The 21,921-nt window shown below is 71.7% G+C and carries 21 protein-coding genes; 7 read left to right on the top strand and 14 right to left on the bottom strand.

Annotated features, from left to right (window positions below):
- Nucleotides 1-46 precede the first annotated feature (46 nt).
- Together M2283_RS03450 and M2283_RS03445 are read left to right on the top strand one after the other, a co-directional pair.
- Nucleotides 47-1,426 carry an 8-oxoguanine deaminase gene (locus M2283_RS03450; protein ID WP_280874429.1) on the top strand — a complete coding sequence of 460 codons (1,380 nt, stop codon included), beginning with the start codon at nucleotides 47-49 and terminating at the stop codon, nucleotides 1,424-1,426.
- A 66-nt stretch (nucleotides 1,427-1,492) separates the two neighbouring features.
- Nucleotides 1,493-3,022, top strand: a complete 1,530-nt coding sequence (locus M2283_RS03445) for a nucleobase:cation symporter-2 family protein (protein ID WP_432423016.1) — start codon at nucleotides 1,493-1,495, stop codon at nucleotides 3,020-3,022.
- A gap of 9 nt (nucleotides 3,023-3,031) precedes the next feature.
- Here the strand turns inward: M2283_RS03445 and M2283_RS03440 are convergent, their stop codons facing one another.
- Complete coding sequence (locus tag M2283_RS03440; RefSeq protein WP_280874427.1) at nucleotides 3,032-3,646, bottom strand: 3'-5' exonuclease; 615 nt, start codon at nucleotides 3,644-3,646, stop codon at nucleotides 3,032-3,034.
- A gap of 44 nt (nucleotides 3,647-3,690) precedes the next feature.
- Nucleotides 3,691-4,488: an AraC family transcriptional regulator gene (locus tag M2283_RS03435; RefSeq protein WP_280874426.1), complete on the bottom strand. Its 798-nt coding sequence runs from the start codon at nucleotides 4,486-4,488 to the stop codon at nucleotides 3,691-3,693.
- Nucleotides 4,489-4,584: 96 nt separating this feature from the next.
- Between M2283_RS03435 and M2283_RS03430 the strand changes: the two genes are divergently transcribed.
- Nucleotides 4,585-5,460 carry an NAD(P)H-binding protein gene (locus tag M2283_RS03430; protein WP_432423015.1) on the top strand — a complete coding sequence of 292 codons (876 nt, stop codon included), beginning with the start codon at nucleotides 4,585-4,587 and terminating at the stop codon, nucleotides 5,458-5,460.
- Between the two features lie 87 nt (nucleotides 5,461-5,547).
- Here M2283_RS03430 and M2283_RS03425 read toward each other — a convergent pair whose 3' ends face one another.
- Nucleotides 5,548-6,978 carry an MFS transporter gene (locus M2283_RS03425; RefSeq protein ID WP_280874424.1) on the bottom strand — a complete coding sequence of 477 codons (1,431 nt, stop codon included), beginning with the start codon at nucleotides 6,976-6,978 and terminating at the stop codon, nucleotides 5,548-5,550.
- Between the two features lie 96 nt (nucleotides 6,979-7,074).
- On the opposite strand from M2283_RS03425, the gene M2283_RS03420 reads away from it, so the two are divergent.
- Both M2283_RS03420 and M2283_RS03415 read left to right on the top strand, forming a co-directional pair.
- Nucleotides 7,075-7,476 carry a winged helix-turn-helix transcriptional regulator gene (locus M2283_RS03420; RefSeq protein WP_280874423.1) on the top strand — a complete coding sequence of 134 codons (402 nt, stop codon included), beginning with the start codon at nucleotides 7,075-7,077 and terminating at the stop codon, nucleotides 7,474-7,476.
- Between the two features lie 55 nt (nucleotides 7,477-7,531).
- Nucleotides 7,532-8,119: a GNAT family N-acetyltransferase gene (locus tag M2283_RS03415; RefSeq protein ID WP_280874422.1), complete on the top strand. Its 588-nt coding sequence runs from the start codon at nucleotides 7,532-7,534 to the stop codon at nucleotides 8,117-8,119.
- 9 nt (nucleotides 8,120-8,128) lie between these two features.
- On the opposite strand, the gene M2283_RS03410 is transcribed toward M2283_RS03415, so the two are convergent.
- From M2283_RS03410 to M2283_RS03385, 6 genes are all read right to left on the bottom strand, one after another.
- Entirely contained in the window at nucleotides 8,129-8,551 is a 423-nt protein-coding gene (locus tag M2283_RS03410) for an acyl-CoA thioesterase (protein WP_280874421.1), read from the bottom strand.
- Between the two features lie 64 nt (nucleotides 8,552-8,615).
- Nucleotides 8,616-9,260 carry a hypothetical protein gene (locus tag M2283_RS03405; protein ID WP_280874420.1) on the bottom strand — a complete coding sequence of 215 codons (645 nt, stop codon included), beginning with the start codon at nucleotides 9,258-9,260 and terminating at the stop codon, nucleotides 8,616-8,618.
- A 96-nt stretch (nucleotides 9,261-9,356) separates the two neighbouring features.
- Nucleotides 9,357-9,956 (bottom strand): histidine phosphatase family protein, encoded by a 600-nt coding sequence (locus M2283_RS03400; RefSeq protein WP_280874419.1) that lies wholly within the window; start codon nucleotides 9,954-9,956, stop codon nucleotides 9,357-9,359.
- Nucleotides 9,957-10,061: 105 nt separating this feature from the next.
- A complete protein-coding gene (locus tag M2283_RS03395) occupies nucleotides 10,062-10,472 on the bottom strand; it encodes a DUF5955 family protein (protein WP_280874418.1) in 411 nt (136 codons plus the stop codon).
- A gap of 12 nt (nucleotides 10,473-10,484) precedes the next feature.
- Nucleotides 10,485-12,824: a hypothetical protein gene (locus M2283_RS03390; protein ID WP_280874417.1), complete on the bottom strand. Its 2,340-nt coding sequence runs from the start codon at nucleotides 12,822-12,824 to the stop codon at nucleotides 10,485-10,487.
- A 137-nt stretch (nucleotides 12,825-12,961) separates the two neighbouring features.
- The gene (locus M2283_RS03385; RefSeq protein ID WP_280874416.1) at nucleotides 12,962-14,170 is read right to left on the bottom strand and encodes a pyridoxal phosphate-dependent aminotransferase; all 1,209 of its coding nucleotides are present in this window, start codon (nucleotides 14,168-14,170) and stop codon (nucleotides 12,962-12,964) included.
- An 87-nt stretch (nucleotides 14,171-14,257) separates the two neighbouring features.
- Between M2283_RS03385 and M2283_RS03380 the strand changes: the two genes are divergently transcribed.
- Nucleotides 14,258-14,899 carry a winged helix-turn-helix transcriptional regulator gene (locus M2283_RS03380; protein WP_280874414.1) on the top strand — a complete coding sequence of 214 codons (642 nt, stop codon included), beginning with the start codon at nucleotides 14,258-14,260 and terminating at the stop codon, nucleotides 14,897-14,899.
- A 76-nt stretch (nucleotides 14,900-14,975) separates the two neighbouring features.
- Here the strand turns inward: M2283_RS03380 and M2283_RS03375 are convergent, their stop codons facing one another.
- The 3 genes from M2283_RS03375 to M2283_RS03365 are packed head-to-tail and all read right to left on the bottom strand — an operon-like array spanning nucleotide 14,976 to nucleotide 18,594.
- Nucleotides 14,976-15,785, bottom strand: a complete 810-nt coding sequence (locus M2283_RS03375) for a hypothetical protein (RefSeq protein ID WP_280874413.1) — start codon at nucleotides 15,783-15,785, stop codon at nucleotides 14,976-14,978.
- A complete protein-coding gene (locus tag M2283_RS03370; RefSeq protein WP_280874411.1) occupies nucleotides 15,785-17,050 on the bottom strand; it encodes a VWA domain-containing protein in 1,266 nt (421 codons plus the stop codon). Before M2283_RS03370 ends, M2283_RS03375 begins: the two co-directional genes overlap by 1 nt.
- Before the next feature lie 44 nt (nucleotides 17,051-17,094).
- The gene (locus M2283_RS03365; RefSeq protein WP_280874410.1) at nucleotides 17,095-18,594 is read right to left on the bottom strand and encodes an IucA/IucC family protein; all 1,500 of its coding nucleotides are present in this window, start codon (nucleotides 18,592-18,594) and stop codon (nucleotides 17,095-17,097) included.
- Between the two features lie 93 nt (nucleotides 18,595-18,687).
- Between M2283_RS03365 and M2283_RS03360 the strand changes: the two genes are divergently transcribed.
- Nucleotides 18,688-20,289 (top strand): IucA/IucC family protein, encoded by a 1,602-nt coding sequence (locus tag M2283_RS03360; protein ID WP_280874409.1) that lies wholly within the window; start codon nucleotides 18,688-18,690, stop codon nucleotides 20,287-20,289.
- Here M2283_RS03360 and M2283_RS03355 read toward each other — a convergent pair.
- On the bottom strand, nucleotides 20,219-21,040 hold the full coding sequence (locus M2283_RS03355) for an SDR family oxidoreductase (protein WP_280874408.1): 822 nt from the start codon (nucleotides 21,038-21,040) through the stop codon (nucleotides 20,219-20,221). The genes M2283_RS03360 and M2283_RS03355 overlap by 71 nt on opposite strands.
- 249 nt (nucleotides 21,041-21,289) lie before the next feature.
- Nucleotides 21,290-21,889 (bottom strand): alpha/beta fold hydrolase, encoded by a 600-nt coding sequence (locus M2283_RS03350; protein WP_280874407.1) that lies wholly within the window; start codon nucleotides 21,887-21,889, stop codon nucleotides 21,290-21,292.
- Nucleotides 21,890-21,921: the final 32 nt, after the last annotated feature.

The following is a 21,921-nucleotide window of genomic DNA, read 5'->3' as shown; positions in this document are numbered from 1 at the left end:
CCCGGGGTCCTGCCGTGCCCATTCCACACAGCGAATAGGACGAACCATGGCAGCAGCTCAGCGCATCGTCATCGAGAACTGTTCGATCGCGACCGTCGACGCCAAGGACACGGAGTACGCCACCGGCCACCTCGTCGTCGCCGGCAACCGCATCGAGTCGCTCGGCGCGGGCCGGGCCCCCGAGGGCCTGGAGAACGTCGTACGCCGCATCGACGCCACCGGCCACCTGGTGACCCCCGGCCTGGTCAACACCCACCACCACTTCTACCAGTGGATCACCCGGGGCCTGGCCACCGACCACAACCTCTTCAACTGGCTCGTCGCCCTGTACCCGACCTGGGCGCGCATCGACGAGCCGATGGTCCGCGCCGCCGCGCAGGGTTCCCTCGCGATGCTGGCCCGCGGCGGTGTGACCACCGCGCTGGACCACCACTACGTCTTCCCCAAGGGCTCCGGCGACCTCTCCGGCGCCATCATCGGCGCCGCCCGCGAGATGGGCGTCCGCTTCACGCTGGCCCGCGGCTCCATGGACCGCAGCGAGAAGGACGGCGGGCTGCCGCCGGACTTCGCCGTCGAGACCCTCGAAGGCGCGCTGGCCGCGACCGAGGCGACGGTACGGGAGCACCACGACGCCTCCTTCGACGCGATGACCCAGGTCGCCGTCGCGCCCTGCTCGCCCTTCTCCGTATCCACCGAACTCATGCGTGAGGGCGCCGAGTTGGGCCGCCGGCTCGGTGTACGGCTGCACACGCACGGCTCGGAGACGGTCGAGGAGGAGCAGTTCTGCAAGGAGCTGTTCGGCATGGGCCCGACCGACTACTTCGAGTCCACCGGCTGGCTCGGCGAGGAGGTGTGGATGGCGCACTGCGTCCACATGAACGACTCCGACATCGCCGCCTTCGCCCGGACGAAGACCGGCGTCGCCCACTGTCCCTCCTCCAACGCCCGCCTCGCCGCCGGTATCGCCCGCGTCCCCGACATGCTCGCCGCCGGCGTCCCGGTCGGCCTCGGCGTCGACGGCACCGCCTCCAACGAGTCCGGCGAACTCCACACCGAACTGCGCAACGCCCTCCTCATCAACCGCCTCGGTGCCCACCGCGAGGCCGCTCTCAACGCCCGTCAGGCGCTGCGCCTCGGCACCTACGGTGGCGCCCAAGTCCTGGGCCGCGCCGCCGAGATCGGCTCGCTGGAGCCCGGCAAGCTGGCCGACCTGGTGCTGTGGAGGCTGGACACCCTCGCCCACGCGTCCATCGCCGATCCGGTGACCGCGCTGGTCTTCGGCGCGGCGGCCCCGGTCACCGCGTCGTTCGTGAACGGCCGTCAGATCGTCGAGGCGGGCCGCCTGTTGCATGTCGACGAGGACGCCATCGCCCGCTCCACGCGGGAGGAGGCCCGGCGCCTGGCAGGAATCGCCGCGCAGGGCTGACCAGTTGAAGATCTCCGGTCGAGGGGGACGGCCCTCGTCCGGTGGCCGTGGCCGGGGCGTGCATGGATGTGTGCGCCCCGGAACGGCCTTACCCGCCCCATTCATTGGGTTCCGTCCCGGTCCCGCACGACCGCGCATCACCTCCTGAAACCCACGTCAGAGCCGACGTGTTACCCGCCCGGAGGAGCCGCCGTGACCGCCCACCCCGTCACCCACCCAGACAGCCAACCCGTCGTCCATCCCGTCGACGAAAAACTTCCCGCACTCAAGATGGCCACCACGGGCCTGCAACACGTGGCGGCCATGTACGCGGGAGTCGTCGCCCCGCCGCTCATCGTCGGGGCGGCCATCGGCCTCTCCGGCACCGAACTGACCTTCCTCACCGGCGCCTGCCTCTTCACCGCGGGACTCGCCACCTTCCTCCAGACGCTCGGCATCTGGAAGATCGGCGCCCGCCTGCCCTTCGTCAACGGCGTCACCTTCGCCGGCGTCGCCCCGATGACCGCGATCGTCGCCTCCACCGAGGGCAAGTCCGACGCGCTGCCGATCATCTTCGGCGCGGTCATGGTGGCGGGCCTGCTGGGCTTCATCGCGGCGCCCTTCTTCAGCAAGGCGATCCGCTTCTTCCCGCCGGTGGTTACCGGCACGGTGATCACGCTCATAGGCGTGTCCCTGCTGCCCGTCGCCTTCGGCTGGGCGCAGGGCCCCAACCCCGCCGCGCACGACTACGGTTCGACGAGGTTCCTGGGTCTTGCAGGCCTGACCCTCCTCATCGTCCTGCTCCTGCGCCGCTTCACCACCGGCTTCGTCAAGCAGATCGCCGTACTGCTCGGCCTGGTCGTGGGCACGCTTGTCGCGATCCCGTTCGGCGTCACGGACTTCGGCCCGGTCACCGACGCGGACGTGGTGGGCTTCCCGACGCCGTTCCACTTCGGTGCGCCGCAGTTCCAGCTCGCCGCGATCGTGTCGATGATCGTGGTGATGGTGGTCTCGATGACCGAATCCACCGCGGACATGCTGGCGTTGGGCGAGATCGTCGAACGCCCGGCGGACGAACGGACCATCGCCGCCGGTCTGCGCGCCGACACGCTCGGCTCGGCCCTCAGCCCGCTCTTCAACGGCTTCATGTGCAGCGCCTTCGCGCAGAACATCGGCCTGGTCGCGATGACCCGCATCCGCAGCCGGTTCGTCGTCGCGACCGGCGGCGGCTTCCTGGTCCTGATGGGCCTGTGCCCGATGGCGGCCTCGCTCATCGCCGTCGTACCGCGTCCGGTCCTGGGCGGCGCCGGCGTCGTCCTGTTCGGCTCGGTCGCCGCCAGCGGCATCCAGACCCTCGTCCGGGCCGGCCTCGACAAGGACAACAACGTCCTGATCGTCGCCGTCTCCCTGGCCGTCGGCATCGTCCCGATCACGGCGCCGGACTTCTACCACGCCTTCCCGGAGACCGTGCGGATCGTTCTCGACTCCGGCATCTCGACGGGCTGCGTGGCCGCCGTCGTACTGAACCTGCTCTTCAACCACCTGGGCAGGCAACGGGACGCACAGGACGTGACCCATCCGATGGAGGCGGGCGAGGAGATCGCGGCGGCCCACTGAGCCGGGGCGTCACTGCGAGGCGGCGGGCGAACTGCCGTTCCACGCCATGAGGTTGGCCAGCAACTCGGCCTGCTCGACGGCGTCGTCCAGGGCGTGATGGGTGTGACGGCGCCTCGACAGCAGCTGGCGGGGCATCGTGCCCTTCGCCACCGCCCGCAGCGGGACCCCCGCCTTGGTCGCGTACAGGGTCTTCATGTCCAGGCAGCCCGAGTGCCCGAAGGGACTCGAACCGGTGAAGCGGATCAAGTACCAGTACAGGAAGGTCCAGTCGTACGGCGCCGGGTAGCCGCACATGACGGGCTGCGCGCCGGCGTCCGCGCCCACCTCACGGACCCACGCGGTGAACTCGCCCAGCGCGTCGGCCGGTTCGGTGCCCTCCACCCGCAGCCGCTCCCGGTCGAGCCCGCTGACGGCCAACGCCTCCGGGACGAACTCCTCGCTGATCGGCCGCAGTTCGCGGTAGAAGGTCTGCCGCTCCGGGTCCGCGGCCGTGAACCCGTCTGCGTTCTGCACCCCGGCGACGGCGGCACCGAAGCTGAGCATGGAGTACGGGCCGGGGATCGGGCCGTCGGCCTCGATGTCGACGGAGATGTACAGGCTCGGCTTGACGCGTCGTGCGGACATGATCCGGAGCATCCCAGCCGCCCGGCCGGCTCCGCAGCCGATTTTCAGCGCCGCGGGATCGCCTGGCAGGGCGTCGCCTGCGGCAGGCGCCCGGTGAAGTACGAGCGGGGCGGGACACCCATCAAAGTGCGGAAGTCGGTCGTCATGTGCGCCTGGTCGTAGTAGCCGGTGGCGGCCGCGAGGTCGGCCCAGGAGCGGGTCGCGGCGTGGTCGAGGACGGTCCGTACGCGGCTGATGCGGGCGAAGTGCTTGGGGGAGAGCCCGACGCCCTCGGCGAACAGGTTGCGCAACTGCCGCTCGCTGACGGCCAGTTCACGGGCCACGTCACCGACGTGCGCGGGGACCTGCCCGGACCGGATCGACATCGCGTCGACTCCCGCACGCACCAACTCGGTTCGCGCCCGGTCGGCGGTGGACGCGAGCCGCTCCGGGAGCACGTGGGTGAGGTGGGCCAGCGACTCCTCGGGATCCAGCCGACGCAGCTCCTGTGCCAGCCGTACGGCCGCGGCACCGGGCAGGTCGCCCAATGGCACGGCGTGGCCGAGGAGTTCGACGGCCGAGACGCCGAGCAGGGGACGGACCGTGCCGGGCGCGAGCCGCATCTCCACACAGGAGACGAAGCGCTTGCCCCGGTGGTAGGAGGCACGGGCGCGCGGGCCGACGACCAGGATGCTGCGGCTGCCGTTCGGCCCGCCGCGGATGACCACCTTGGTGGCGGCCTCCGGCAGATGGATGAACGTCTCCGTCGGCACATCGTCGACCGTCACGGTCCCGATGCCCGCGATCCACGGGCGCAGCGTCTCGGGCGTGGGCAGGATCTGGCGGGACACGGCGTACGTCACCCCTCCACCGTAGGCGCGCCGCACACCCCCGCGGGCCGTGGAACCGTGCCGGAATTTCCAAGAGATCCGGGGCGCCCGCCGCCCACCGTGGTGGACATGATCCTTGTGACCGGTGCCACGGGCACCATCGGCAGTGAAGTCGTACGACAACTCGCGGCGCGCGGCGAGAAGGTGCGCGCCCTGAGCCGGGACCCGGCGGGTGCCCAGGTGCCCTCGGGAGTGGAGACCGCGCCGGGCCATCACCGCGACCGGGCCTCGGTCGAGGCGGCGATGACCGGGGCGGAGGCCGCGTTCCTGGTGGGCGTGTTCGGACCGGACGACGCGGAGCACGACCGGGGACTGGTGGCGGCGGCGCGAGCGGCGGGCGTACGGCGGATCGTGAAGCTGTCGGCGATCGGCACGGGTGACCCCCGTCTGGGTGCGGGCGACCCGGATGTCGGCGGCTTCGGTACCTGGCATCTGCACGGCGAGGAGGCGGTCCGGGCGAGCGGGCTGGAGTGGACGATCCTGCGACCCTCCAACTTCGCGTCCAACACGCTGAGTTGGGCCCAGTCCGTTCGGGATGGCACGCCCGCGCTCAACATGATGGGCGCGGGGAAGCAGGGAGTCGTCGACCCGAGGGACATCGCCGAGATCGCGGTGGCCGCGCTGCTCGACCCACGGCACTCGGGACGGACGTACACCCTGACCGGCCCCGAGACGCTCTCCGCGCACGAGCAGGCCGCCGTGCTCGGCGAGGTCCTCGGCCGCCCGGTGGCTCTCCAGGACCTGTCACCCGAGGAGCGGCGTGAGCAGTTGCTCGCCGCCGGGCTGGGAGAGGTGTACGCGGACGGTCTTGTGATCGCCGCGCGCTTCATCCAGGACGGCGGGAACGACGTCGTCACCGAGGATGTGCGGGAGGTGCTGGGGCGGGAGGCGCGGACGTACCGGGAGTGGGCGGTGGATCACCGGGAGGCGTTCGGGGTGTCGTGAGCCCTGCTCCGCCGGAGAGCGGTGGCCGAGGCCGGGGGAGGGGCGGCGGGAACCGGAGTCCCGTCGCCCCCGCAAGGGCCGCGGCGGTCAGCCTCGCCGCGGCCTGAGCACCGCCGCCGCCAGCACCAGCGCCGCCGTCGCGAGCACGGCACCCACGCCGAACGCCAGCCGGTAGCCGGCGGCGGTGGCCGCGACCAGCTCCTCGCCCCGGCCCAGGAGGGTGTCCGTGCGGTCGGCCGCCAGTACCGACAGCACCGCCAGACCCAGCGAACCGCCCACCACCTGCGTGGTGTTGAACAGTCCCGACGCGAGGCCCGCGTCCTCCTCCCGGGCGCCCGACATGGCGAGCCCGGTCAGCGCGGGCATCGCGGCGGCGAACCCGGCGGCGAGCAGCAGGAGCGCCGGCAGTACGTCGACGGCGTACGAACCGTCGACGGGCGCCCGGCCCAGCAGCGCCATCCCGGCGACGACGAGGACGAGCCCGGCCAGCAGCACCCGGTACGCCCCGAACCGGCCGATGGTCCGCGCCGACAGCCCCAGCATCAGCACGCCGATCGCGATCGGCGCCGGCAGGAAGGCCGTGCCGGTGAGCAACTCGCCGTAGCCGAGGACGCGTTGGAGGTAGAGCGCGCCGATGAACTGGAAGCCGAACATCGCCGCGATCATCAGGATCTGGACGGCGTTGGCGCCGCTCAGCAGCCGGGAGCGGAACAGGCGCAGTCGCAGCAGCGGGCGTGCGGCGCGGGATTGCCGAACGGTGAAGGCCAGCAACAGGGCGAGGGCCAGGGCGCCGAGGAGGAGCGTGAAGGTGAGCGAGCGGTCGCCGGAGCCGACGATCACGAACACGGCCAGCATCAGCGCGCCGGTGACCAGTACGGCTCCCGGGTAGTCGGCGCCCTTGCCGAGGCCGGCGCCCTGTTCAGGGGCGATGACGCGCAGGGCCGCGAGGAGGGCGACGGCGCCGATCGGCAGGTTGATAAGGAAGATCCAGTGCCAGTTCAGGGCCTGGGTCAGCGCCCCGCCGAGGAACGTGCCGAGCGCCCCGCCCGCCGCGCCGACCGCGCTGAACACCGCGATGGCGCGGGCCTGTTCGCGAGGCTCGGGGAAGAGCGCGACCAGCATGCCGAGCACCACGGCCGCCGTCATCGCGCCGCCGACACCCTGCACGGCACGTGCCGCGATCAGCATGCCCTGGCTGGTGGCCACCCCGCACAGCACGGACGCCGCGGTGAACACGGCGAGCCCCGCCACGAACATCCGCTTGCGGCCCACCAGATCGCCGAGTCGGCCGACCAGCAACAGCAGTCCGCCGAAGGGGATGAGATACGCGTTGACGACCCAGGCGAGCCCCGGCGCCGAGAAACCGAGGTCGCCCTGGATGGCCGGCATGGCGACCGTGACGATGTTGCCGTCCAGGATCGTCATCAGCGTTCCCGCGCACAGGACGACGAGGGACGCCCAGCGGGAGTACGTTCGGGACGGCACGGCCGGTGCCGTCGACTTGATCGTGGTCGACATGACCTTCGCTCTCCTCGCGGATGAGTAACTGAGTGCACGACTTGTAACTGGGTGCATCGTCAGTGACTATGAGGAGAGGCGTAAGGAGGCAGCTCGATGTCCCAGAGGAACACCGGTGTAACCGTCCAGGAAGTGAACGCGCACGCGTGCCCGGTCCGCGAAGTTCTTGACAGGGTCGCCGGCAAATGGAGCGTCCAGATCCTCGTCGCGGCGGCCCACGGCCCCATCCGCTTCACCGAGTTGGAGCGCGGCATCGAAGGCATCAGCCGCCGCATGCTCACCCTCACCCTGCGCAATCTGGAACGCGACGGTCTCGTCACCCGCACGGTCCACCCGACCGTCCCGCCCAAGGTCGAGTACGAACTGACCCCGGTGGCCCGCGAGTTGCACGAGACCCTCCAGCGCCTCACCGACTGGGCGGAACGCAACCGCCACTACGTCGCCGATGCCCGCGCCGCCTACGACACCGAGCACGCACCGGAGTTGGTGGCCGAGTAGACCGAGTGGACCTCCGGTCATCGGGCGGGGCGTGGGTACGACGTACGCTCTGGCCATGAAGAGGATCACCGCGTGGCCGACGGCACCGGCCACGGCGACCGCTCCCGAACTCGCCCTGCGCCCTTGGCGGCTGGAGGACTCTGCAGCCCTGGTCGACCTCTACCGGGACGAGGCCCTGCGTCACTGGACGAGCGTGGCCCTGGACGACGAGACGGGCGCCGACCACTGGGTGCGGGAGCAGCAGCGGGGCTGGTCGGAGGGGAACCGCTTCGGGTTCGCCGTGGTGGAGGCCCGTGAGGGGGAGGGCGCGGGTGCGGAAGTGGCCGAAGGGCGCCCTCTCGGCCATGTCGTCCGCAAGGGCATCTCCCCGGACAGCCCGTCCGCCGAGGTCGGCTACTGGACGGCCGCCCCCGCACGCGGCCGCGGAGTGGCGCCCCGGGCGCTGCACGCGCTCACGGACTGGGCCTTCGCCACCTTCGCCACCGACGGGCTGACCCGCCTCGAACTCCTCCACCAGGTCGACAACACCGCCTCCTGCCGGGTCGCCCAGAAGTGCGGATACGACCTCTCCGCGCACCTGCCCGCGTCGCCCCCGGCCTTCCCGCTCGACGGCCATGTGCATGTGCGGGTGCGCGCGGACTGACGGTCGGTGTCAGAGGCCGAACAGCTTCGGATCCTCCGCCAGTTCCTCAAGGACCTGCCGGGGATTCGGCACCAGCCGCCGCGCCTTGAGGTCGATCAGGCCGCCCACCGCCGTTATCTCGGCCGCGACCGTGCCGTCCGCCTTGCGGATGGTCTGCTCGACGCGGAACGTCTTGCCCTCGCCCAGGACGAAGGCACACGTCACCTCGACCTCGTCGCCCGCGAGCAGTTCACGCCGGAAGCGGATGGTCGTCTCAAGAGCCACCGGGCCCACACCCTGGCCCACGAGACGCGCCTGGCTGATCCCGGCCGCCTGCAGTAACGACCAACGGGCGTGCTCCCCGTAGTTGAGATAGACGCTCTGGTTGAGGTGTCCCTGGACGTCGGTCTCGTATCCGCGGACGGTCACAGGAACGGAAAACGGTTCGCTCACGGCTTCCCTCTCTGGTCGTGGAAGGGTTCCACGACCGTCTGACCGACTGATCTTGGCATGTCCCTCACACCCGGCGCGGGGAGGCCAGCAGATAACGGGCCCTCGTCCGCGGTTCCGTGTACTCGCCGACCTGCCACCCCGCCCTCTCCAACGTGCCCGCGCATGCCCGCAGCGCCTCGGGATCCGGCTCGTGCACGGCGACGGCCTCCGGCTGCGGAGTCACGCGCACCCGGTAGCCGGCCCCGTCCGCCCCCGCCGGGCGGTGACCCGCCGCTTCCAGGGCGAGCGCGGCGGCCGGTACCAGATGGCTCCGCTCCCAGCCGCACGGCCGCTCCGTGGACCCGTCCGGATTGGTCATCCGGCGCAGCTCCAGCAGGCCCTGCCAGGCGCTGTGCACCTCGCGGGTGCGGGCGGGCGAGGCGACCGCGCCCTCCGGCTCACCGCCGACCCGTGCGGCGAACACGCCCGTGGCGGCGGGCGCCTCGGGCTCGGGCGGCGGTGGCGACGTCTGCGGCTCGGTCGGCTCCGTCTCCCGTATGCGGTGTCCGGCCGGGGTGAGGAAGTGATCGTGCGGCGGCCGCGGGTGGCGGAACGCGAGGCCGTACTTGACCAGGGTCGCGAGCTGCGCCTCCGTACCCCTCAGGCGCCCGCTCACGGGATCGGCGGCGTCGATGACACGCCGCTGAGCGGCGGTCGGCGGTCGTGTCACGGCGTGCTCCTCCCCAGGTGTCGGCCATAGCTGGACCGTAGAGAGACGGCCCATTCGAAGCGTACGACCGGGGTCTGACAGTCCCGCCGGCAGTGACTACGACGGGGGCCGGACGTTCCACCCCGCGACCACCGGCCGCCCATGCTCCGTGCCCAGTCGGCACACCGTTCCCGTCGCCAGTTGGAACAGCGCCCCGGCCGACGGGGCGAGCCCGAGCCGTCGGGCCGTGAGGACGCGCAGGATGTGGCCGTGGGCCACCAGCAGGACGACGCCCTCGGTGTTGGCGAGTGCCGCGTCCACCTTGGCCAGCATGCGGTCGGCGCGCGCTCCGACCTGGTCCGGGGTCTCCCCGGGTTGTTCCGGCGGGCCCGGCGCGACGCCGTCCGTGAACAGGAACCAGCCCGGCCGGGTGCGCTGGATGTCGACGGTCGTGATGCCCTCGTATCCGCCGTAGTCCCATTCGCGCAGGTCCACGTCGACCCGGGCGTCGTGCACCCCGATCAGTTCCGCCGTCTCCCGCGCCCGCTGCATCGGGCTGACGAACGCGGCGCCGATCCGGTGCGAGCGGATCAGCGGGACCAGGCGCCGTGCCTCCTCCCGCCCGTGCTCGGTCAGGGGCACATCCGTCGAACCCGTGTGCCGGCCGGAACGGGACCACTCGGTCTCCCCGTGCCGGACCAGAAAGAGATCACCCACGTGCGCGCCCTTCCCGTTCGCCTACCGGCACCGTGCCACACGGTGCCGGAGACCCGCAGGACGAGCTGGGCCGGACGGCCGTCCCGAGGAACCGGCCCTTCGGTCTCAGTGCCCCGGCAGGCCCGGCAGCCCCTGCACCGACTGGGCGAGCTGTCCGACCGCGACGACCAGCGGGGTCACCGGTTGGACGAACGCGTTCAGACGGTCCAGGGCGCGCCGCAGGACCGTCGGCTGGGGTTCCTCCTCGTCCAGTTCCTCACGCAGGCGTCGCAGCTCCCTGGTGGTGGCCTCGGGATCGGCGAGCGCCGCGCGGTGCTCCGTCAGCAACTGCTCGACGTGGGCCAGGAGTTGGGCCGTACGGGCGGACTGTTCGGTGTCCTGCGGCTGGAAGGAGACCGAGCCGGAGAACGCCTGGGCGCCGTGGCCCACGGCCTGGTTGCCCACGTAGTGCGTGCCGCCGTTGATCACGACGCCGTTGTTGACGGGAGGATCGAGCCGCCCGTCGTCGCTCTGCATGATGAGGACCCCCTACTTGTCGGAACCGCCGGCGGTGCTGACGGCGGCCGCGCCGGGCTGCTGCGGGATGTTCTGCGTGGCGGTCGCGCCGGTGCCGATCGCCTGGTTGCCGATGATGCTCGTGCCGCCCTGCTGGATCAGGCCCTGGTTGAGGATGGTCTGCTGCTGGGCGCGGAAGTCGTTGGTGTCGTAGCCGTGCGCGTCGAGGAACTCGCGGATCGCGGCGAAGGTGTGGCGCTGTACCAGGGACGTGATCCGCTCGGCGTCCACGACCTGGAAGTAGTTGTGGTAGTTGGTGCTCAACGCCGTTTCCCGGATGCTCAGTCGGGCTCCGTAGTCGTAGACCGGGTCCTGCTCCATGGCCTTGATCTCGTCGGACATCCGCCGGTTGTGGCGGACCTCGAAGCGGGCGTGGCGCAGTGCCCGGAACGGCGCGGCGAAGAACGCCGGGCCGGCGTGGAAGAGAGCGGTCACCAGCAGGCCGCGCTGCCGCTCGGGCGTGAGCGGATCACGGAGCCGGTCCACGACGTGGTACGCGGCGTTCACCGGGCCGAGCACGTGGTTGTCGATGTGCAGGTGCAGCGTCTGGCCCAGGGTCGAGAAGTGCAGGAGGACGCTCGGTACGACATCGCCGCCCCACAGCGGTACATGGATCGCCAGATAGTGCCGGACCGTGCCGGTCGGACGCAGCATGATCCGCTCGACCGCCTCCGGCGACAGCCGGGCCGCCGGGGCCAGGGTCGTCGACCTGATGAACCGGTCGTCGTCACCGATGGTCGTGCCGTTCGCGAAGACCCGGTCCTCGATGACGAGGGAGCCGAGGCTCTCCCCGCTAGCCGAGGCAGAGGCCGGGACCGAGTCCGTCGGCGTTCCGTCGGCGACCCCGCGCGCGGCCACCGCGTGGAGCTGTCGGCGCACGTGGTCGACGAGTTCGGTGACCGTGAACGGCCGTGGCTCGGCGGGGCGTCGGCTCATCCCGGCGGGGTCCTCGGCGGGCAACAGCGGCACGGCGATCGCCGCCTTGGAGCTGGTCGCCGAGTAGCCGATGAAGGGGCTGTAGCCGCTGTACACCGTGACGTTGCCGTCCCGCGCCTCCTTGATGGCGAGCAGCCGCTCGGCGATCCACTTGCGCCGGGGCACCGTCGGGCGGGGCTGCCGGGCGAACGTCTCGCGGGTCATGGTGGTGCGCAGCAGCCGGTCGACGTCGAGGTCGTGCCGTACGACCGTCGCGTACGCGAATCCCGCGGCGCCGACGGACGCGAGCACGGCGGGCACCCCGGCCAGATAGGAACCGAGCAGCCAGCTCGCGAAGCCGCCCACGGGCAGGGACGAGAAGACGACACCGAGGTAGAAGGCGAAGATCACCACCACCCCGACCGCGATCCCGGTGTTCACCAACACCCGGCTGCCGGGCTGGCGTTGGCCGCGGGTGGCGAAACTCTGCTGTACGCCGCCTCGTTGGGCGGCCGACAGGATCACCAGGACGAAGACGAGCCACAGCGGCGCGAGGAGGGCCACGGTCCCGAAGGCCGCCGCCAGGCGCAGATCGCGCCGGTACCGGATCTCCTGGGCGGACAGACAGTGGCGTACCACCGCCAGCAGGTCGACACCGGGTGAGGGGGCCACGGCGCTGGCCTCGTCGGCCAGGACGCCCTCCACCACCCGGTCGGCGAACCCTTCGTCGACGTAGGCCGCGGCGCACAGATAGCGGGTGACGTCACCCGGTGCGCTCCCGACCGGCATGTGGCCCGGCGCGGTCGTCATACCGAGCCCTCCCTTTTTCCTCCGACGGAGCGACGCCGTCGTGGCGTCGACGGACTTGGCGGCGTGCGGTCTTCGCGAACGGGTGGTGAGGAGGGCGAGCAGCACGCCGACCGCCAGGCCGAAGATCAGGCCCGAACGGAGCAGGTTCTTCAGCAACTCACCGGAGAACGTCAGGTCCGGAACGAAGGCGCCGGGCATGACGCACTGCAGCAGGACCACGAACTCCGAGGCCAGTACGCCCGCGAGGAGACAGCGGATCAACTCCGGCCCCCGGCGGGCCGACAGCCGTGACGTGAAGAAGACGATCCCCGCGAGCAGCAGCACGGTGGCGACATCGTTCACGAGCAGGTGGCTCACGCCGCCGAAGTCGTCGGGGGAGTACCCCCAGCCCGGCATGAACAGGGCCTGGACGAACCAGCGTTGGGGCCCGTCCTCGATCTGCATGGTGTAGAAGTGCCGGAAGTAGTAGTCGCTGACCGGCCGTTGCACCCATGGGCTGCCCACGACGATCAGGAGCAGGATCAGCGGCGCGAGTCGGTGGCGTAGGACCGACGGCGTGCCCGACGCACGCCGAGGAGACATGAACATCTGGGGTTCCCCCATCCCCCGATCCCCGAGATCAGTGGCCGCACTCTATGGCATCCCCACTCTCCGCGACCGCGAATCCGTGAACATCGAGACCATCGACAACACGGCCGAACCCCGAGGCCGACTGCGGATATCCGCTACTGCCGGTATCCGCTCAGGAACCGCCCGATCCGGCCGATCGCCGCCTCCAGGTCGTCCGCGTACGGCAGCGTGAGGATGCGGAAGTGGTCGGGGGTCGGCCAGTTGAAGCCGGTGCCCTGGACCACCTGGATCTTCTCCCGCAGCAGCAGGTCCAGGACGAACCTCTCGTCGTCGTGGATCTTGTGCACCTTGGGATCGAGACGCGGGAACGCGTAGAGCGCGCCCTTGGGCCGCACGCACGACACACCGGGGATCTCGTTCAGCTTCTCCCAGGCCACGGTGCGCTGCTCGTTCAACCGGCCGCCCGGCGCGGTCAGTTCGTGGATGGACTGGCGACCGCCGAGCGCGGCCTGGATGGCGTACTGGGCGGGCGCGTTGGCGCACAGCCGCATGGAGGCCAGCATCGTCAGGCCCTCCAGATAGCTCTTCGCGTGCTGCTTGGGGCCGGTGACGACCAGCCAGCCCGAGCGGAACCCCGCCACGCGGTACGTCTTCGACAGGCCGCAGAAGGTGAGGACCACCAGGTCGGGGGCGAGCGCGGCGGCCGAGTGGTGCACGGCGTCGTCGTAGAGGATCTGGTCGTAGATCTCGTCGGCGAAGACCATCAGGCCGTGCCGGCGGGCCAGATCGAGGATGCCCTCGATGATCTCCTTCGGGTAGACCGCGCCGGTGGGGTTGTTCGGGTTGATGATGACCACGGCCTTGGTTCGGTCGGTGATCTTCGACGCCATGTCGTCCAGGTCCGGGTACCAGTCGGACTGTTCGTCGCAGAGGTAGTGCACCGCCTTGCCGCCGGCCAGGGTGGTGACGGCGGTCCAGAGGGGGAAGTCCGGGGCGGGGATGAGGATTTCGTCGCCGTCCTCGACCAGCGCCTGTACGGCCATGGAGACCAGCTCGGACACGCCGTTGCCGAGGAAGACGTCGTCCACGCCGACCTCAAGACCCCGCTCCTGGTAGCGCTGGGCGACGGCGCGGCGGGCGGAGAGGATGCCGCGCGAGTCCGTGTAGCCGTGCGCCTGCGGGAGCATCCGGATCATGTCCTGGAGGATCTCCTCCGGCGCCTCGAAGCCGAACAGGGCGGGATTGCCGGTGTTCAGGCGCAGCACGCTGTGGCCCGCCGCCTCCAACGCGTTGGCCTGCTCGATCACCGGGCCGCGGATCTCGTAACAGACCTCGCTGAGCTTGTTCGACTGCCGGAACTCCATGCGCGCTCGCCTCTCCGGTGACTTGTGTTGCTTGGTTTTACCAAGTTCGAGCTTGGAAAGTCCAACGACATGTCTAGACTGCGTCGCATGTCACCACGCCGAAGCTACGACCAGTACTGTTCCGCAGCCCGTGCCCTCGACGTCGTGGGCGACCGCTGGACCCTGCTGATCGTCCGGGAACTGCTCGCCGGCCCGCGCCGCTACACGGACCTGCACGCCGACCTGCCGGGCGTGAGCACGGACGTACTCGCCTCCCGGCTTAAGGACATGGAGAGCGTCGGCCTCACCACCCGCCGCCGGCTGCCCCCGCCCGGTGCGGCCTACGTCTACGAACTCACCCCGCGCGGACGCGAGTTGCTGCCGGTGGTGCAGGCCCTCGGGGCGTGGGGGCAGGCCGAGCTGGGCGAGCGGCGCCCCACGGACGCGGTGCGCGCCCACTGGTTCGCGCTGCCGATGCTGCGGTCCCTGGGCGAGATGGGGGACCTGGGGGAGGGGCTCGTTGAAGTCCGGCTGGAGGAAGGGGACTTCCATCTCTACGTCGGTGCCGAGGACGGCCCGGTCTACGGTGACGGACCCGCGCCCGGCGAGCCCGACGCCCGGCTCGTCCTGGACACCGGGACGGGCACGGCCGTCGGCAGCGGGGAGTTGAGCGTGGCCGACGCGGTGCGGGACGGACGGATCGAGGTGACCGGCGACGGCATGCTGGCGAAGGCGTTGCGCGAGGTCTGAGGACGTCGAACCGAGGCGCCCGAGGATGCCGAAAGGCCCGCCGTACCCCAGGTGCGGCGGGCCTTTTGACGAGCCGTCAGGCGCCCGGAGGCAGCCGCGAAGGACGGCCCGAACCGCGCGTCAGCGCGTACCCGCCGACGCCGGCCAGCGCGGCCAGCACACCGCCCACCGCGGTCCACACCCAGCGGTCGGACCACCAGCCGGAGGACCAGCCGTCATCGGGCTCGATGCTGGACAGCACGGCGGACGACGACGAATCCTCGTCGCTGTCCTCGGAGTTCGACGTCACCGCGATCCCAGGCACCAGCGGCTTCGCCAGCGAGCCGTCCACCGCCGCCGAACCGCCGACGTCCTTGGAGTCGACCCGCACCTCGGTGCTCACCGGCAGACCCAGGTCGGCCGTGGCGAGGTTCACCGCGGTCAGCCGGATGTAGTACGTGCCCGGCAGCGGGTCGTCGGCCCAGGTCTCCGACCAGGCGCGGACGGTCCGCAGCGTGCAGGCCAGGTCGACCGAGGTCGCACCCTGGGCCGCGGTGCGGGTCTGCGCCCCGTACTGGCAGGCCTGACGGCGGCGCAGTCCGTCGTACACGTCGAGCTGCCAGGTCTGGGCGGCGTGCGCGTCCGGCAGCTTCACCGTCGCCTTGACGGTGGGGCGTTGGCCGGCGTCCGCCGGGAACGACCAGTACAGGTAGTCGCCCGTGGAGGCGCCGGCGGTGGCCTGCCGGCCCTGCTCGAACTCGGCCGCCGTACGGAACGACGTGCCCGCCGAGGTCGGCGCCGAGCCGTCGTCCGACGCGCTCGGCGCCGGGGTGGAGTCGGCCGCGGCGGGCCATGCGGCCAGCCCCAGCGTCAGCAGGGCCGCGCCCAACACTCGTGTGATCCGCATCAGTTGGTCCTCCAGACCGCGAGCCGCCAGCGGGACACCCAGCCCCAGAGCACGCCGGCCAGGAAGCCGACCAGCACCAGCAGGCCGAGCAGCCACCAGCCGCGCCCGAGGCCGAAGGAGGCCACGTCGCTCGCCTTCGAGGGCGCGTCGACCACGTCCACCGTCAGCTCTACCGGCATACCGGGCGTCGTCTTCACGCCGGCCGCCGCCGAGTAGGAGTTGGTCACCTGGAGGCACACGGTCTCGGCCGGGGCGTCCTCGTCGTCGCTGTCCGCCTTCGGATAGCGCAGTCCCGTCGAGATGACGTCCGTGCGGCCGGTGCCCGAGGCCTCGCCGCGCACGATCTCGCGGCCGTGCGCCGTCACCGCGCGCAGCAGCACGCCGTAGTCCGGGTTCATCGCCCGGTCGGCCGACACGCTCACCGAAGTGCGCAGCTCCTGACCGGGGTTGACGTCCACCCGGTACCAGCGCTGCTGCCCGAACTCCTCGCGGTCCGTGTAGAGACCGGACTTCAGCGTCGGCGCCTTCGCGCAGGAGTCGGCGCCCTCCGTGGCCACCGGAGTCACCACCGGGTCGGCCGCGCGGTCCACCAACTGGTTGACCTTGTCGGTGAGTTCGTCGGTGTGCTCGACCGAGGTGTACGTCCCGCCGGTCGCCTCGGCGATGCAACTGAGCTGCTTGCGCAGCTTGGTGCTCGGCACCAGGCCGAGGGTGTCGATGGTCATGCCGATGCCCTTGGCCGCGATCTCGCGGGCCACCTCGCACGGGTCGAGCGGGGCGCAGGTGTCCTCGCCGTCACTGATCAGCACGATCCGCTTGGAGCCCGCGTCCTCGCCGAGGTCGTCGGCCGCCTTGAGGAGCGCGGGACCGATCGGCGTCCAGCCCGTCGGCGAGAGGGTCGCCACCGCCGTCTTGGCCTCGGTGCGGTCCAGCGGGCCGACCGGGTAGAGCTGCGCGGTGTCCTTGCAGCCCGTCTTCTGGTCGTCGCCCGGGTAGTTGGCGCCGAGGGTGCGGATGCCGAGCTGGACCTCCTCGGGTGTCGCGTCGAGCACCTCGTTGAACGCCTGCTTCGCCGCCGCCATCCGCGTCCCGCCGTCGATGTCCCGGGCCCGCATGGACCCACTGACGTCGAGGACGAGGTCGACCTTCGCGACGCTTTCGCCCGTGGGTTCGCTGGCGGCTGCCGCGGCCGGGAACGCGAGCCCGGCCGCCATGGCGGCGAGCAGGGCGCACACTCCTGCCGCCAGCCGTTGAGTTCTGATCATCGGCGGATCCTATTGATCAAAGGTGCCGTGCTCCAAAACGGCGGTCAGTGAAGGGGGTTGGGCAACTGGGTCCACTGGTCCCCGGGCGTCCCCGGCGACAGCCGCATCAGCGTCAACGCCTTCGCGGGCAGAGGCTCTTCGAGCAGCGTGACGAGGTCGGGGGTGCGCGGCAGATCTCGTACGGCCGCCTCCAGCGCGGTCCGCAGGGCCGGCTCCGAACCGGCGATGGCCGCGAGTGCCCCGGCCACCAGGGACCCGAACAGCTTGCGACGCAGAGACGTTTCGTCGTCGGTGATCACCCGTCCGGTCAGCCCGGGGTCCGGGACGCCGTGCCGGGCCAGTCGGACCGGGCTGACCCGGATGTCGGCGAGGTCGCGGTAGACCAGCCGCAGGGGGGCACCCGAGTCCGACAGGACGACCAGGAGGTTCTGACCGTGTGCCTCAAGGGCCACCCCCTGCTCCAGCAGGCGCAGGCAGACCGTGAGGGTGAGGCGGGTGAACTCGGCGAGCCAGGAAGGGGAGTCGGGCAGCTCGGTGGTGGCGAGCGCGGCCACCGGCACGACCCGCTCGCCGCGTTCCGTCGCCGCGTACGTCTGCGGTGACTCGCGCAGTACGGCCGCGAGGTCGGGGGAGTCCGGGGTGGCCGCGCCCAGCGTGCGGGTGACGTGCAGCAGTCCGTCCGAGCGGGCCGCCAGCGATTCCGCGAACGCCGACAGGGTCGCCGACATGCCGATCGAGTAGACCGAGATGTCCCGCACCGAGGACGTCAGCCGGGCGCTCAGCGCCGTCTTGACGTGCGGGCCGTCCTGCACGGCGAGCGTGCGCAGCGACATCAGCGGGTGGGCGCGCGGTCCCTCGTTGCAGGTCCGCTTGAGCACGTGGTGCGCCTGCCAGGGATGCACCGGCAGCAACAGCCGCTCCCCGTCCCGCATTTCGGCCGGCCAGACGCCCGTCACCAGGCACTCCCGCGCCGGCAGGGACGCCATGCCCAGCTCGACGACCGGCCGGTGCTCGGGACCGTAGGCGAGCTGCTCGGCCACCGAGAAGCCGGGCCGGGAACGGCAGTTGGGGTGGTACGGGTGCCCGTCGACCACCCGCTGCTCCCACTCCCAGTCGCTCGCCGGCCACTCCTTCGGACGGTCCACTTGATCGGCCCGGGACAGCGCCAACGACGCGACGCTGTGCGCCAGTTCGGTCGCGAACCCAGTGCCGTGGGGTACGCCGAGGTCGGTCATCAACCGCGCCGGATGGTCGTAGGCGCTCTCGTCGAGTCGTACGACGGTGACGTACGCGGACGTGGCGTACGGGTCGGCGGGCGGCCCGTGCAGCCGGCGGCCGTCGCGCAGGCGCAGGGTGGTCCCGTCGGGGCCCGGATCGCGGCCCGTGATCCACGGCAGCGGCTCGTGGGCCAGCGCCCGCCACAGCCGGGTCAGCACGGCCGCCCGGGCACCCGGCAGCTCTGCCGCGTACCGTGACAGGAGGTCGGGACGTACGACGGCCAGCTCGTCGGCGACCACGGCCTCCGTGGGGTGGGGACGGTGCACGGGCGGGCTCCTCGGGTACGAGTAGGGCGTCACGAACGGGGAGTGACGGCATACATACTGATCATCTTCGCCTGTACGGACCTCAGGGCACGAATGGATCGAGTGGATCGCGTGGTTCTCATCCCCCCGCCCGCCGGTGACGACGCCGCGGCCGGCGCCACCGTCCCGGCCCGCGCCGACGCGTACGCGGCCGCACCGCTCCTGAACTGTCTGCTGCGCGAAGTGGCCGAGCCGCTCACCGAGCGCGGCGAGCGCCACGAGTACCGCCTGCCCGGCGTGGACCGCCTCCTACGCGTGCGTGGCGAGCGGCGACCCACGGAACCCGAGGTGTACGCGGCGGGCCGCTGGCACCGCGTCGGCCACACCGAGCTGGTCAAACTCGTCGCCGAGGAGCTGCGCCGCACCACGGGCCTGTCCAACCACGAGCTGCCCGCCGAGATGACCGACAGCCGGGACGCGGTCGCCGCGCTGCTCACCGCCCGCGCCGGGGCGACGGCGCCCGAGGACCCGTACCGGCGCTCCGAGCAGTCCCTGATCACCGGCCACCCCTACCACCCGGCCCCCAAGGCGCGCGGCGGCGGCCCGGTGGCCGGCTGGCTGCCGTACGCCCCCGAGGCGTACGCCGACTTCCCGCTGGTGCTGCTCGGGGTGCGCGCGGACGCGGTCGTCGAGGAGGGCGACACGTCCGCGCTCGACGCCCTCGGCCAGGCCCCGCCCGGCTACCGGCTGCTGCCCGCCCACCCCTGGCAGCTCGATCTGCTCGGCGCCGGCCTCGCGCCGGCCTTCGCGGACGGCCGGCTGGTCCGCCTCGGCACGACCGCCTTCGACACCTGGCCGACGGCCGCGATCCGCACGGTGTACGCCCCCGAGCGTGACCTGTTCCTGAAGTTCAGCCTCGATGTGCGCATCACCAACGACATCCGCCGGCTGTGGCGCCACGACCTGCTGAAGCTGCGCCGCACGGACACGGCGGTGACCTCGGCGTTCGCCGCGATGGAAACCCACGCGGCCTGGCTGAGCGACCGCGGCTACCGCACCGCCGACTTCGCCTTCGAGGAACTCGCGGTCCTCGTGCGCGACGGGCTGCACGGCCATCTGCTGCCCGGTACGACACCGCTGCTCGCGGCGGGGCTGGTGGAGGGTTTCGAGGGCAGTCCGATGGCCGCGCCGTCGGATCCGGCGGCCTGGTGGGAGGCGTATCTGCGGGCCGTGGTTCCGCCGTGTCTGACGGCCTTCGCGGACCACGGCGTCGTACTGGAGGCGCACCTGCAGAACACGCTGGTCACGGTGGACGCGGACGGGACCCCGGTGCAGGCGCTCTTCCGGGACGCGGAGGGCGTGAAGCTGCTGCCGGAGGTGACACGGGCTGCCGGCTGGGAGCGGCTCGTGTACTGCCTGGTCGTCAACAACCTCATCGAGATCGCCGGCGCCTTGGCGGAACCGCGTCCCGGCTTCGACCCGTGGCCCGCCGTGCGCCGCGAGCTCGCCCGGCACGACCTCCCCGAGGCCGCCGCTCTGCTCACCGCCCCCGAGCTGCCCGGCAAGACGAACCTGCTGCTGCGCTGGACGGGCGCGGACGGCGCCGACGCGCGTTATCTGCCGCTGCCCAACCCGCTGTGCACAGTCAGGAGTTCGGTCCCGCCTTCCGCCCCGCCTTCCGGACCGCTCTCACCCGGCGGTCGAACTCCCGGTTGAGCAGGGGCGTCAGCACGCTGCCGAACCTCGACAGTGCGCGGGTGCCCAGGTCGGGGCAGATCAGGAAACGTCGTCGGTCGATGCCCTTCACTATCGCCTGCGCGACTTGTTCCGCCGGGATCGGCTTGATCGTTCCGCCGACCGCCCGGGTCTCCGCCGGCTTCCAGCGGTTCTCCTCGGCGAGTTGGGGGGTGTCCACGTCCGGCGGGAAGACGACGCCGACGTGGACACCGCACGGTGTGAGCTCGGCCCGCAGTGACTCCATGAGCCCGCGGACCGCGAACTTGGCCGGCCCGTAGGCGCTGTAGCCGTAGATGCCGAGGAGGCCGGCGGCCGAGGAGACCGCGACCACGCTGCCCCGCCCGCGCTCGACCATCCCGGGGACCACGGCCCGAAGGGCGTGCAGTGTGCCGAAGTAGTCGACGTCGATCATCTGCCGGAACACGTCGTCCGGGAGTTCCAGGAACCGGCCCGGACGGGCGAGCCCGGCCGAGCTGATCAGGATGTCGCAGGGCTCTCCCTGCTCCTCCTCCAGCTCGGCGACGGCCCGCGTCACGGCCGTCCGGTCGGCCACGTCGGCCGTGCGTGCGGCGGCCGACAACTCCTTGGCCGCCGCCTCCAGTCGCTCCCGGCCCCGCGCGATCAACGACACCTTCGCGCCGCGCTCCGCGAGCGACCGGGCCGTGGCCAGCCCTATGCCGCTGGATCCCCCGGTCACGATCACGTGGCCGAGGTCCCTCGTCCTGCTCATCGCCGTACTCCTGTCCGCCGCCCCGCGCTCCCCGCGGGCGTGCCCGTCGCTGACGCTCCGTCAATTCTCTGTGGGCTGCGAAGACCAGGGCCACGAAGGCGTCCGGATCCGGCAGGGGGAAGAGGTGACTGCCGCGGACGCGGGTGCATCGTACCGGCGTACCCCCACGGCGCAGGGCGTTGACGAAGGCGCGCTCGTCGGCGCGGAAGACGAGGTCCGAACGGCCGTTGACGACGAGGGTGGGACGGTTCAGGGGGGGGCGGCGACGGTGAGGAAGTCGACCTTCCGCAGCTCCCGGACCGCCTCTCCGAAGGCCCGCATGGCCAGGCCGTCGGCGAGGACGGCGTCCGCGCATTCCGGGGTGGTGCGGCGGCGGAAGAGCCGTTCGTCCCGGGCGGCGCTGCGTTGCGGCCCCATGAGGTCGTTCAGCCGGGCGGCCGCCCCGTAGACGAGGCCCTTGAGGCCGCGTGGCTGGGCGGTGGCGCCGCACAGGACCAGGGCCGCGGCGTGGTCCGGGAACCGTGCCGCGTGGGCCATCGTCGTGAACCCGCCGAGGGACATGCCGACGACCAGAGGCCTGCGGCCCGTCGACTCGGTCGACTCGCGCACCGCGCCGTCCAACTCCCGTACCGCGTCGGCCGACGTGAACGTACGGTCCGTGAGCGCGCCGTGCCCCGGCAGGTCGACGGTGCTCACGCGGAAGTCCGGTACGAGGCGGCGGCCATGGGGTGTCCACATGGACGCCGAGACGCGGACACCGTGCACGAGCACGATGGGCGCCGCCGTGTCGTCGCCGCAGACCCGCAGGCCGGGATGACGGCGACAACTCGACTCGCCGCCCCGCGTCACCGGGACGACGGAGGCCGACTGACCGCCGCCTC

Origin of the sequence: Streptomyces pseudovenezuelae (genome assembly GCF_029892565.1) — a bacterium.
Lineage (GTDB): Bacteria > Actinomycetota > Actinomycetes > Streptomycetales > Streptomycetaceae > Streptomyces > Streptomyces pseudovenezuelae_A.
The sequence above is the reverse complement of the archived record's forward strand: the minus strand, read 5'-3'. Positions and strand labels throughout refer to the sequence as shown.

Excerpts from the sequence above, each read along its gene's own strand:
- M2283_RS03395 (WP_280874418.1), bottom strand. The coding sequence starts at position 10,472 with ATGCAGAGCGACGACGGGCGGCTCGATCCTCCCGTCAACAACGGCGTC.
- M2283_RS03415 (WP_280874422.1), top strand. The coding sequence starts at position 7,532 with ATGAAGAGGATCACCGCGTGGCCGACGGCACCGGCCACGGCGACCGCT.
- M2283_RS03425 (WP_280874424.1), bottom strand. The coding sequence starts at position 6,978 with ATGTCGACCACGATCAAGTCGACGGCACCGGCCGTGCCGTCCCGAACG.
- M2283_RS03450 (WP_280874429.1), top strand. The coding sequence starts at position 47 with ATGGCAGCAGCTCAGCGCATCGTCATCGAGAACTGTTCGATCGCGACC.
- M2283_RS03375 (WP_280874413.1), bottom strand. The coding sequence starts at position 15,785 with ATGCGGATCACACGAGTGTTGGGCGCGGCCCTGCTGACGCTGGGGCTG.
- M2283_RS03420 (WP_280874423.1), top strand. The coding sequence starts at position 7,075 with ATGTCCCAGAGGAACACCGGTGTAACCGTCCAGGAAGTGAACGCGCAC.
- M2283_RS03360 (WP_280874409.1), top strand. The coding sequence starts at position 18,688 with ATGGATCGAGTGGATCGCGTGGTTCTCATCCCCCCGCCCGCCGGTGAC.
- M2283_RS03390 (WP_280874417.1), bottom strand. The coding sequence starts at position 12,824 with ATGTTCATGTCTCCTCGGCGTGCGTCGGGCACGCCGTCGGTCCTACGC.
- M2283_RS03440 (WP_280874427.1), bottom strand. The coding sequence starts at position 3,646 with ATGTCCGCACGACGCGTCAAGCCGAGCCTGTACATCTCCGTCGACATC.
- M2283_RS03430 (WP_432423015.1), top strand. The coding sequence starts at position 4,585 with ATGATCCTTGTGACCGGTGCCACGGGCACCATCGGCAGTGAAGTCGTA.
- M2283_RS03370 (WP_280874411.1), bottom strand. The coding sequence starts at position 17,050 with ATGATCAGAACTCAACGGCTGGCGGCAGGAGTGTGCGCCCTGCTCGCC.
- M2283_RS03445 (WP_432423016.1), top strand. The coding sequence starts at position 1,493 with ATGTGTGCGCCCCGGAACGGCCTTACCCGCCCCATTCATTGGGTTCCG.
- M2283_RS03385 (WP_280874416.1), bottom strand. The coding sequence starts at position 14,170 with ATGGAGTTCCGGCAGTCGAACAAGCTCAGCGAGGTCTGTTACGAGATC.
- M2283_RS03355 (WP_280874408.1), bottom strand. The coding sequence starts at position 21,040 with ATGAGCAGGACGAGGGACCTCGGCCACGTGATCGTGACCGGGGGATCC.
- M2283_RS03380 (WP_280874414.1), top strand. The coding sequence starts at position 14,258 with ATGTCACCACGCCGAAGCTACGACCAGTACTGTTCCGCAGCCCGTGCC.